The organism is Seonamhaeicola sediminis (genome assembly GCF_004358095.2).
Lineage (GTDB): Bacteria > Bacteroidota > Bacteroidia > Flavobacteriales > Flavobacteriaceae > Seonamhaeicola > Seonamhaeicola sediminis.
In genome coordinates this window covers 1-11974 of the sequence record NZ_SMZJ02000011.1, presented here as the reverse complement: position 1 = coordinate 11974, position 11974 = coordinate 1, and the positions used below count along the sequence as shown (strand labels likewise).

Below are 11974 nucleotides of genomic sequence, written 5' to 3'. Positions count from 1 at the left end.
TAGCTAGAAATTTTATTCTAGCTACTTTTGTATTTGCTAATGTTTAATGCATATCTGTTAACATCTATTTCAGCTTTTTTAAAGTTGACTTTTAAGTTGTTATCTTTGACCAATTCTATTATCTCATTTATATCTTCTTCACTGGTTTTGCAGCCAAAAATTATTTCTTTGAGATTTTCCTTATTAAACTTTCTAGCACTTATACTATCTAATATAATTCTATATTCTTTTTCATAATGCCAATCAATAGATTTATTATAGATTATACTTTCAACAATTTCATTATCTGTATGAAGCCAAGACCAGATATCATCATAATGAGTTTGATATCTTATTTTTTTGTAATTGCCAAAGACTTCATCATCCTTATTCCAATCAAACCCAAAACATATGCCTGTATGATTATCAGAATAATGAGACCACATTAAAATATTATCAGGTATTGAACTTAATGATAAAACACCTTTTTCGTTATGAATCTTTTGTACTTTAGTCTGCAATTCTTTTTTATATTCATCGTTAGATATAAGTTCTTCGCTAATTCTTTCATTGACTAAATCAAAGGCTTGATTAAGTGTTATGCCTTCATATTTTTCTTCTTTCACCAACTTATTGGTGTATTGAACCCTAACTTGAGCGGCTTTTATTTCATTAAGTTTTCCATTAGACCTTAATTTAACTCTGCCATCAAAAGGGTCATTAAATGCTTCTATTCCACTAAAAAACAACTCTTGTTCAGTAATTATTTTCTTTGTCCATTTTTTTTCAGAAGAATTTTTTCTGAATCCTCTATATTTATACAGTTTCATTTAATTTGTTGTTGATGTGATTGATAACCTGTTCTAAAGCTAAACCTCCATATAATTTACTAGTTACACCAATAACTCTTTGAGATAAAGCTTCAGGAGAATCAAACTTTTCTTTGATTGTTTCTATTTCATTTGGGGTAAGATAATCTTCAAAATTTTGAAAATTATTAGTAGCCTTATACATCTCATATATAACATTTGGGTCATTATTTGAAATTGCAGAAGTTACTTCAATTCCATAAGATTTTTGTAGCTTATCTAATTTTCTAAGTTGACTAATTGCATTATTTCTAGTGCACCAAGAATTACGAATAAATAAGATTAAATCAGCTCCTTTTTTAGCATTTATGAAGCCAGGTTTCATGCTTTTTTTCTTTAGAATTATTTCAGACCATATATTGAAATTTTCAATTTTAAAATCATCTTTTTCAAAAAAGTTTAATTCTAAACCATATTCAGAATTAAAGAAAGAATTTAAACCTAAAGAGTTAATGAATTTAAGTTCTTCTGATAAATCAACTGAAGATAATTTAGAATGTAATTCAGTTAAATAAATAAATAACATTTCTTGACCTACTATTTTTTTTAAAAGAATAGGTTCTTGTGAGATGGATAGTTTATTTGCCCAATTTTTTAAAACTTCTTTCTTGTCATTAGGTATTTGGTCATATTCATTCAAAAAGTTAGCTATGGCTCTATCAACTTTGTCTGTTCTTAATCTTATATTGTTATTTATTTTTAGCCTTTCATGAGTTGATAAAATAAAATTGAATATTAACTGTTTATCATCATCAGAAAGGTTAATTATAGATTTTTTAATTTCTTTAGTAAACCATAAAGAGTTGTATGCGTTAACTATAAAAATAACATAAATAGAACAAGTTTCTTGTAATAGCTCTGTGATTTTAGTTGAGTTAATTTCAAATGCAGAATCTTTTGAGCAGTCTTGATTATATATATTATTAAGGATACGTTTAAATTCTTCAAGGTCAGCTTCTTCTTCAGAGTCTGCTACACTTCCTGTCATAAAATCTCTTTGAGCTTGCTGTAATTCTTCAAGGTGTCTAGTTCTTAAAATTAGCAAGTTGTCAAAAACTTCAAGTTCACTATCTGAAAGACCATTTGATATTAATCTATCTTTTATTTTCTGTATTTTGCTTTCAGACAATTCTTCTACAGATTCAGTTAATTCTATCTCTTCAAGAATTGTTGAGTTTAGTTGTTTGGCAATACTTCTTATATCCCTTGTCTTGTCAGCATCCATATATTTTAGCAATATATTAGCTAATATATTTCGGTGTACTGTCATTATGTTTGAAATTTCCCAAGGAAACAGTGTTCTATGATTTGATAAAAAACCTCTATGTTCTTCATCATCCTTTCCAGATTCTTCTAAAAGATAGCGGTTTATAAAATCATTTTTATCTAAGCAGAAATTTTCATCATTAAGCATTTTTTGATAGATATCCTCTTCTTGGTTGCCTGGGTCATTTGCTCCAAGAATTTTAGCTGTAATTCTTCTTTGAATATTTCTATCATCAATGAAAATTAATTTTTCTTCTGAAACTAACCTTGGTGTGTTATTAACATCTATAAATAATGCTCTTGTTGCTTGAATTAAGTCAATATCTGTTATATTTTTGAATATTACAAAAGAAACAGGGATGCTTATATTGTTATAAGTTGTTTCATTTTTTTGATTGTAAAACTCTCTTATTGCACTTACTCGATGTTGTCCGTCAATTACCAATGCAGAAATTTTATTTTTATCCCAAGATATAGATACGGGAAGATTCATTAAGTAGCTATCATCTTCATAATGTTTTTCAACTTTTATAAAATCAATATTGTCAAAACCCTCTTCACTTGAGTTGTAATTTTGTCTTGGTTCCCCTTCTGACTTGGGGAGTAATACAACTGTTATAGCTGGAAAAAACTTAATTAATCTGTTGCTTGATTCTAGATATTCGTTTTTTATTTCTAGAACTCTTTTGTTTGAGATATTACGTTGAATAATTTTATTCATACCCCATCTAGCATCTCCCCTTAAGTCATTAACTAATAGAATGTCTCTGTTTTTGAATAAAGCACCAATAGGAATTGTTGCAGCAAAAACATTAGTATCAAATTCAGAATTTAATTTTTGAATTGAATGTATACATTGGTATTCTGTAGATAAATCTGTGTTTGTTATTCTGACAGGCTTTATTTTATTCATTAAATATTAATTTAAATTTTTATACAAATCAATAAACATATAGTGAGAAGTATCTAATTCTCCTTTTTGCCATAGTGTTTCTAGGTATTCTAAACCACCATTGGCATACTCTTCAATAAGAGTAATGACTTCACTTACAACTTTATTTAATTGTTCCTCTTCCATATCTTCTAGTTCATTCCAGTCAAAGCTTAAATCTTCTGTTTGAGTAAATATAATCATCAACAAAAAATCAACTAGTGAAGAATCTCTTTTCCATTTACCTAATTCTAAAAAATCTGAAGTAAGGTTTCTTGGTGGTAGTGGTAAGCGTGTTTTTCTTTTAATACCCAACATCATAGCATAAATGTACAATTCATATATCGGTCCAAATCTGCTATAATCTGCATTTCTACTACCTTTTTCAGAGAATGCTTCTAATAGAGGTATTCTACTATCAGCATATCTAGGTCTTTTGGTGGTTATATTTGATTTAAATTCTTGTGCAGTCATTACTTTCTTCTTTCAATATTAGTAGTTCTTTCTATTTGAGCTAGTTCTTCATCTACTTCATTTATATGGAAAGTTTTGATGAAATCACTTTTAAGAAGTTTTAGGCCTAAATCTGTTAGCTTCTCAGGTACATCTTTATCATAAAGGTCTTTAACTAAAATGATACTTTGAGGGAATACATCTGGAATTGCTTCAAAGAAACCTTTATTAAAGGCTTTGCCAAATGCAGATAATGGTGCATCAGCTAAAAGTGGATAATTGTAATGAGAAGTATTTGCAGATATAATAGCCATTACTACAGCAAACTTTTTCATTCTTTGAAAACCTTCAGAAGCACCAGATACTTCATTCCCCAACTCATCTATATAATCCAGAGATATGCCTCCAGAAGGAGTTTTTTCAAACTTTAATACACCTCCTTTAATATCATTGTATTTAATTAGGTTTTGGAAGTGTTTATTAGCGTGACTCTCTAAGAGGCTTACCATTTTATCAAAAACACGCTCTTTTGCATTATATGAAGCTTCCACTAGGTCTTTACTTATTTCGTAGTTAATAGTATAACCTTCTGGTATATCTTTGGGGCGCAAGTTTGTAATTTCCTTTTCTGTATTTTTTATATCTGCTTTAATAGACTTAATAGAATCCTCTAACCTTTCAATTCTGGTAAAAGCTTGCTCCATTCTTCTAATTGCCCCTTTATAATTGTTTATTATGGTTGTGGCATTATCTATATGCTCACTATCGGTACCTGCAATTAAAATATCTTTTCTTTGAGACTTTAACGACTTTAATTCAGAGTTAAGTTTATCTAGCCTTTCCTTTAATTCAATTTCCCTTTCTCTTGTTCTAAGAACACTGGTCTGTATTGTATCAAACTTGTTGTAGAAAGGTGTGGCATTTATCTGTAAGTTGCCAAAGAAGTCTTCTAGGTCATTTTTTACAAATGACTTAGGGTTTTTGTTTTTTGGTCTTTCCTTAAGCTTTATAAAATGATTATATGGTTCTGAACCTTCTTTTGCTTCTCTATTACAAACAAAACAATGTTCTTTTTCAATCATACTATCAAGTGATACTGCATCAGGTGAATTTACAGGAAGAAATGTAAAAAAGTCATTTGGGTTTTCAGAAGCATTTAGTAAAGCTTGTTTTTCATACCTAACTTGTCTAAATTCTTTAATCTTTGTCTTAAATTCTTCAATAGAGTTTTCAAAACCTAGAGAAATCCATGAGAAATTCCCATCAAAAAATCTTTTGTTAATACCATCTAGAAAGTTGTCATAGTCATCTTTAACCCCTCTTAATATTCTACTCTTATCTGAAATTTTATCGTCTAAGTCTTTTCTTTTTTCAGCATTAGCAAAGTTTTGTTCTAAGTTGTTTTTTTCTTGTTCAGCATCCTCATATAATTTCTTAAATTCACCAAGCTTTTCAGACTCCTGTTCTAGTTTTAGTTCTAAGGCTTCTTTTTCTTCAATGGCCTTGTCTAACCTGTCGTTATGTTCACTGGTAGCTTTAGTTTGTTTGTTTAAGTCTTTCTCAGCCTTTTCAGCTATCTCTTTTACTAACTTAGAAATCTCTTCATATTTGCTTATGTTGGTTAGTGTTCTAACAGCTTCCTCAATACTTGATTTTTTGCTAAAATCTATCATTTTATCAACCTCTTCGCCTTGGAAAAAGGAGTATTGTCTCAAGGTAGGAAGTATAAGTTGTTTAACTATTGTGTCTTTTTCTTCAGCATCATAAACAGGCTTATATTTAGGTAAAATATGGTCTGTCTTATCTATTTCTATGTCATTGATTGTTACTTGCCAACTGTCAAAATCTGTAATTTTTTCACTTATTCTTGTAGCTGTAAAAGATTTAATAATTTGATATTTATATCTGCCTGTAGAATACTCTATCTTTATACCTGTTTCTACTTGGTCACCAATAGAAGTTTCTTGTTTCGCTTTGTCAGATATTATTTTAACTGCAAAATCTTTTACATTTTTCTTTTGCTTATCATCCGAGTCTAATACTTGGTCATAAAACAGCCACAAAAAAGCATTGAAGAATTTTGATTTTCCAGCACCATTATCGGCAACAATAATGTTTACACCTTCCTCAAATTCATATCTAGTGTCATCATAATCCCCATAATAATTGAAAAAATTTTTGAACGAGATACTGTTTATAATTGAAGCCATATTATCCTATATTATGTACTTTTTTAATTTTTTTATATATCATAGAACTGTTTAAGTGATTGTCATTTTCATTTATAATGACAGAAAGAACTTCAGTTATTTTTTGATGATATGGTGGGTTTGCCTTTAACTCTTTAATATGAGATTCTTTCAACCCATATTTTTCAATAATAGCAGGGTCTGAAAGTATCTCTCTTAAAATTTCGTTTCTTTCCATAAATTTAGATTTTATAGTTCATTGATTATAGTGTCCAAGTCGAGTTCATATTTTTTACAAACAGCATCTAACATGTCTTTTGAATCATAATAGTTCATTGATAAACTGGCAAAATAGGCAACTCTATTTAGTTCGTTATTGACTAGGTTTCTTTCTATATTAAAAAATTCATCTGATAAACCATCTAACCTGGGGATGACTATCATGTCATATATTGTAGAATAGGTTTTGTCTTTGTGTTTCCTCAAAAGCCTACCTCTCCTTTGTATAAATTGCCTTGGATTACCTGTACTACTGGCAAAAACCCCAATTTCAGCTCTTGGTACATCAACTCCTTCATCTAACATTTTCATAGCAAAAAGTAAATCTATCTTACCTTCTGAAAAACCCCTTAATATTTCTTTTAAATTTTGGTCTTCTGATGTGTAAGAGTTCATTTTTAATTCTGGATATTTTTTATGAGAACTCTTTAAAAATTGATTTAAAATCTTTTCACTTTCTCCTTCGTTATTTTCAGAGTAACCTTCTGGGATATAAGCAAATATATATTTGTGTTTATCATGCTTTTTTAAATCTTCAAGAATTGAGTTGAATGTGAATAGCTTATTAGAGGCTTTATGTATGATGTTCTTTCTCTTTAATAAAAGCATTTCTACAATTGGGTCATCTTTGAATTTGCCATTTTCAAAATCAAAATACCTTAACAGTCTTTTAGATATTTCTGTATATTCTTCAAATTCAAATTCTGTAAGCTCGACAATAATTGGATAATACTTATATTCAGTCAAAAAGCCTTCATTTAAAGCTCTTTCCATACTGAAGTTATATGTGTAAGGTGGTGAATCATTAAAGAAACTATCAATTGCTAAAGTTCCCTCTGGGTCATATATTCTTTTGGGTGTTGCAGATAAACCAATTCTCATTTTTGAATTGATGTTTGGCATAATAGATTTAATGCCACTAGCCCCCATATTATGAGCCTCATCTGCTATAAGTAGAAAGTCTTCTTGGACTCTTTTAAATAGGCTTTGGAATCTGTCAAGTACAAAACTACCGTACGTTGTAATAATTATTAAATCTTTTTTAATACCCCATGAGTAATTGCTTACATAGTTAGCAAAATCTTTTTCCCATTTATTGCCACCACCTACTTTTAAAATAATTTTAAAATTAAAGGATTCAACTTCTTCTTCCCATTGGTTGAGTAAGGCTATTGAAGGGACTAAAATTATAGCTCTGTAAAATCCATCTTCTTTATATCTGTTAAGCAAACAGTTCAATGATGTAATTGTTTTGCCTGTTCCTGTGGCCATAGCAAATACGCCAGAGAAATTATTACTTACCCATTCGTTATAAGCTTCTTTTTGGTATTCTCTTGGTTCGGAAATTTTTCCATTGAATTTTGGAAAATGAGGAGTATTGTGAATTTTTTCTATTAACTCCTTGAACTTTAACTTCTTTTTTTCTAAGAGTTTTTTTATCCTTTCGCCGTAACTTTTGTTATTAAACTTTAAAGAGTCATCTAATAAATCTTCAATGTTTTTGTCTCTCCCTATTGCATCTATTACTACCTCAATTTCTTTCTCATCAATATATCTATAACTAGGATGTTCCTTATTGTAAATTTTTTCAAAATTATTTCTTTCATCTTCAATTCTTTTAACGCTAACTTCTCCATTCCAGGGGGCGTCTACTTGAAAGCTTTCGGAGTTTTTAATTAAGGCAGGTAAAGTAAAATTAATACTGCCATCAGTTAAAATATAATCGACTCCATCGAATAGAATCATTTTTTTACAATGGGCTAAATCTACATTATTGAATTTTACTGGGATAATGTTAAGTTTTCCTTGCTTAAGAAGGTATTTTAAACAGTCAAAAAAATGCTCCCCTTCCATACTCAGGTTTTCTTGAATAGATGAAATATCAGAAAAAATATCAATGATTTTATCTTCATTGTTCAGAGCAGTGTTATTAATAAGGTTTTCATAATCATTGAAAGTGAAAATATGATTTGTCACTAACCTCATTTCACCTCCATTATAAATAAACTCCGCAAAAGCTCTTGAGAGTACTTTAATTGCATTAGAGCTAAAATAGCCTAATAATAAATCAATCCTATTGGCTATCGGAAATGCTTCTTCGTAAAACTCTAGAGGTATATGTTCAGAATCCGAACTGTACTTATAGGTCGGGGGGAAGTTGATTTCTTTGAATTTAGAAGGACTCATTAATAGTTGGGAAGTTTTCCTACCAAATATAAGTAAAAACAGGATGTTCTACGCCATCAATTTTAAAATAAAATAGATAAACAATGAATAAAATAAAAAGCAATACACAGGTTTTGTCCTCAATTGAAGCATTTAAATACTGTTTGAAAAACGACAAGTCAGATAATAAGTTTTTGATGTTGATATTGGATACAAATAATAATGTTATTGAATTGAACAATTTGTCTCCAAGAAGTTTTAATGAAAATTATTTTAATTTTAAATATATGACTTCCTTGATTATAAAAGCCAGTGGACGGTCAATATACCTTATAGAAAGGATAAGTTTTAATGATTATTATTCCTTTAAGGGGAAGCTGAAATTTTTTAAAAAACTAATTCAAATGACCGATTTGTTTAATATTAAAGTATGTGATTATATGCTGGTGTTTCATGACAAAACCACGAACGAAATCTAGGTTATTAGGCTTAATTTAAGGGTGCTTAAAAGTATTTAAATAATTAACTTATTGAATATTAGTACAATATATGCCCTGGTTCGAGCCCAGGTGGGACCACGTAAAAGCCTAAATTACAAATGTAGTTTGGGCTTTTTTTGTTTAAATAATTATATTCGCTTAAAACATTAAGTGCAGGAATCAAATAGCAATAAAAGGTTAAAAACACTTTCAGAAGAGTTGAAAGGAGAGTTCTTTTTTGATGATTTGTATAAAAGCATTTACGCTACTGATGCTTCAGTGTATCGTAAACTACCTTTAGCCGTAGCATTTCCAAAGGACAAAGACGACATAAAAAAACTTATTGCGTTTGCTCATGAAAATCACACGACTTTAATTCCAAGAACAGCAGGGACCTCTTTAGCTGGTCAATGCGTAGGTGATGGTATTGTAGTTGATGTCTCTAAGCATTTTACGAAAATTTTAGAACTTAACGAGAAGGACAAAACTATTACCGTTGAACCCGGAATTATAAGGGATGATCTTAATTTGTTTCTTAAACCTTACGGATTGTTTTTTTCACCAAATACATCCACAAGTAACCGTTGTATGATTGGAGGTATGGTTGGGAACAATTCCTCTGGTTCAACTTCTATAAAATATGGTGTTACAAGAGATAAAGTTTTAGAACTTGAAACTATATTATCTGATGGTTCTGAAGCTGTTTTCAAAACTATAAAAAAAGAAACTATTGCTAAGAAAGCAGAAGGCAAAAGTTTAGAAAGTAAAATCTACAAATCTCTTTTTGAAAAACTTTCAAATTCTAAAATTCAGGCTGAAATTCATAAGGAATTTCCTAGTAAAACCATTCACAGAAGAAATACAGGTTATGCAGTTGATGCTTTTTTAGATAGTAATTCAGAAGACGGATTATTTGAAGATATAAATATTTCAAAATTGCTTTGTGGAAGTGAAGGAACCTTGGCATTTACTACTTCAATTACTTTACAATTAGACAGTTTGCCTCCTAAAAAAGAAGTGCTGATTGTCCCACATTTTGCAAGTGTTCAAGAAAGTTTAGAAGCCACTGTGGTTGCCATGAAACATAGTTTATATGCCTGTGAGTTATTAGATAAAACTATTCTTGATTGTACAAAGAATAACCGAGAACAGTTGAAGAATAGATTTTTTATTGAAGGAGATCCAAAAGCTGTGTTAATGTTAGAATTAAGGGCTGATTCAAAGCAAGTTTTAAAGGAAAAAGCCCAGAAATTAATTCAAGATTTAAAAGACTCAAATTTTGGATATGCGGTTGCTGAACTTTATGGAGAGGATATAAAAAAGGCGTTAGATTTAAGAAAGGCTGGTTTAGGGTTACTTGGTAATATTATTGGAGATGCTAAAGCAGTAGCATGTATAGAAGACACGGCTGTAGATTTAAAGGACTTGCCAAATTATATTGCTGAATTTACTAAAATGATGGATGGCTATAATCAAAAAGCAGTGTATTACGCTCATGCAGGTGCTGGTGAAATTCATTTACGACCAATTTTGAATTTAAAAGACTCTGAGGATGTGAAACTCTTTAGAGAAATAACCGCTAATACAGCCAAACTGGTAAAAAAATATAAAGGTTCTTTTAGTGGGGAACATGGAGATGGGATTGTTCGCGCTGAGTTTTTATCGCTCATGATTGGTGATAAAAATTATCAACTATTAAAGGAGATTAAAAAGATTTTTGACCCTAATAATATTTTTAATAATGGTAAAATTGTAGATGCTTTTCCCATGGATGAGTCGTTGCGCTATGAAGTTGATAGAAAAGAACCAGTAATTGAAACTTTATTTGATTTTTCAGATTCTGAAGGACTACTAAAAGCTACGGAAAAATGTAACGGTTCTGGAGACTGTAGAAAACCCGTTTCAGCAGGAGGCACCATGTGTCCTAGTTATAGGGCAACAAAAAACGAAAAGGATACCACTAGGGCAAGGGCAAATGCTTTAAGAGAGTTTTTGACCAATTCAAATAAGAAGAATAGATTTAACCATGAAGAATTAAAGCAGGTTTTTGACTTGTGTTTAAGTTGTAAAGCTTGTGCTAGTGAATGTCCTAGTAATGTGGATGTTGCTAGTTTTAAGACAGAGTTTTTATACCAATATCATAAGGAAAACCCGCCCACATTTAGAACACGAATAATTGCGCATAATGTTAAGTATAGCAAGATGGGTAGTGTTTTTCCTCATCTGACGAATGCTATTTTAAATACAACGTTGTTGAAAATGGCTCTTGGAATTGCTACTAAAAGAAGTATTCCTAAATTGGCACCAACGACATTTAAAAAGTGGTACATTAAGAATAAATTCAAATATGATAATGTCATGTTTGATAAGGGAGAACTCTATTTGTTTATTGATGAGTTTACTAATTTTTACGATATTGAGGTAGGTAAAGATGCTTTAGAATTACTCTCAAAACTAGGTTATAAAGTACGTGTAATTGAGCACGAAGAAAGTGGGAGAAGTTTTATTTCAAAAGGGTTTTTAGATGAAGCTAAAAAAATAGTTGATAAAAACGTATCCATATTTTTGGGTTTGGTTTCTGAAAAGATTCCTTTGGTAGGTTTGGAGCCCTCGGCAATTTTATCGTTTAGAGATGAATACTTCAGATTGGCTGAAAACAAAGAAGCTGCTATAAAGATTTCAAAAAACACATTCACCATAGAGGAGTTTATTAATAATGAGCGATTAAAAGGAAATATTTCTGAAAATCAATTTACAGATCAGGAACGTGTTGTGAAAATTCATGGGCATTGTCATCAAAAGGCATTAAGTAGTATTGAATCTACGTTTTCAATGCTAAATCTTCCAAAGCGTTATTCTGTAAGTATTATTAATTCTGGTTGTTGTGGGATGGCTGGGTCTTTTGGTTATGAAAAAGAACATTACAAGGTTAGTATGCAAGTAGGAGAAGACAGTTTGTTTCCAAAAATCAGGAATTATAAAGATGATGTGATCATTGCGGCACCTGGAACCAGTTGTCGTCATCAAATAAAAGATGCTGTTAACAGAAACTCAATGCACCCTATAAGTATTCTAAAAGCTGCATTAAATACAGATAATGATTTGTAGTAAATAGTCACTATCTAATTTGTTGGAAGTACACGCTTCTTTTCTGTAGAAAATGGTTTACTTAACAAACTTTTTTCTTTACTAATAACACATGTACCATATTACTTTAATCAACCCGTTGTGCATTTTAAATAATGCTAATTTTAATATTATTAATATTTCGGTCAAAGATAAATTTATTGATATATTGAATAACAGTCAATGCCGTTATCTTAGACAGAATCCTAGTCTTAAACCCTTCAAATGACTTTGCGT

At 30.2% G+C, this 11974-nt stretch carries 8 protein-coding genes and 1 pseudogene; 2 read left to right on the top strand and 7 right to left on the bottom strand.

The features are described 5' to 3' along the window. Positions 1-17 precede the first annotated feature (17 nt). Genes E1J38_RS13330 through E1J38_RS13305 form a run of 6 tightly spaced genes read right to left on the bottom strand, consistent with a single transcriptional unit; the run spans position 18 to position 8153 of the window. The gene (locus E1J38_RS13330) at positions 18-809 is read right to left on the bottom strand and encodes a DUF2971 domain-containing protein (RefSeq protein WP_133357339.1); all 792 of its coding nucleotides are present in this window, start codon (positions 807-809) and stop codon (positions 18-20) included. Further along, positions 796-3027 carry a DNA sulfur modification protein DndB gene (locus E1J38_RS13325; protein WP_133357338.1) on the bottom strand — a complete coding sequence of 744 codons (2232 nt, stop codon included), beginning with the start codon at positions 3025-3027 and terminating at the stop codon, positions 796-798. Before E1J38_RS13325 ends, E1J38_RS13330 begins: the two co-directional genes overlap by 14 nt. Before the next feature lie 6 nt (positions 3028-3033). Further along, positions 3034-3519 (bottom strand): DNA phosphorothioation-associated 4-like protein, encoded by a 486-nt coding sequence (locus E1J38_RS13320; RefSeq protein ID WP_133357337.1) that lies wholly within the window; start codon positions 3517-3519, stop codon positions 3034-3036. Next, positions 3519-5708, bottom strand: a complete 2190-nt coding sequence (locus tag E1J38_RS13315; protein ID WP_133357336.1) for an AAA family ATPase — start codon at positions 5706-5708, stop codon at positions 3519-3521. The genes E1J38_RS13320 and E1J38_RS13315 overlap by 1 nt, the downstream gene beginning before the upstream one ends. A 1-nt stretch (position 5709) precedes the next feature. Further along, the gene (locus E1J38_RS13310) at positions 5710-5925 is read right to left on the bottom strand and encodes a hypothetical protein (protein ID WP_133357335.1); all 216 of its coding nucleotides are present in this window, start codon (positions 5923-5925) and stop codon (positions 5710-5712) included. Positions 5926-5936: 11 nt separating this feature from the next. Next, complete coding sequence (locus tag E1J38_RS13305; protein WP_133357334.1) at positions 5937-8153, bottom strand: DEAD/DEAH box helicase family protein; 2217 nt, start codon at positions 8151-8153, stop codon at positions 5937-5939. An 83-nt stretch (positions 8154-8236) separates the two neighbouring features. Here E1J38_RS13305 and E1J38_RS15280 point away from each other — a divergent pair, with 83 nt between their 5' ends. Further along, entirely contained in the window at positions 8237-8611 is a 375-nt protein-coding gene (locus E1J38_RS15280; RefSeq protein WP_133357333.1) for a JAB domain-containing protein, read from the top strand. Between the two features lie 171 nt (positions 8612-8782). Further along, complete coding sequence (locus tag E1J38_RS13295; RefSeq protein WP_133357332.1) at positions 8783-11719, top strand: FAD-binding and (Fe-S)-binding domain-containing protein; 2937 nt, start codon at positions 8783-8785, stop codon at positions 11717-11719. Between the two features lie 127 nt (positions 11720-11846). Here the strand turns inward: E1J38_RS13295 and E1J38_RS13290 are convergent. Beyond that, a pseudogene (locus tag E1J38_RS13290) lies at positions 11847-11974 on the bottom strand (IS982 family transposase); the annotation flags it as partial.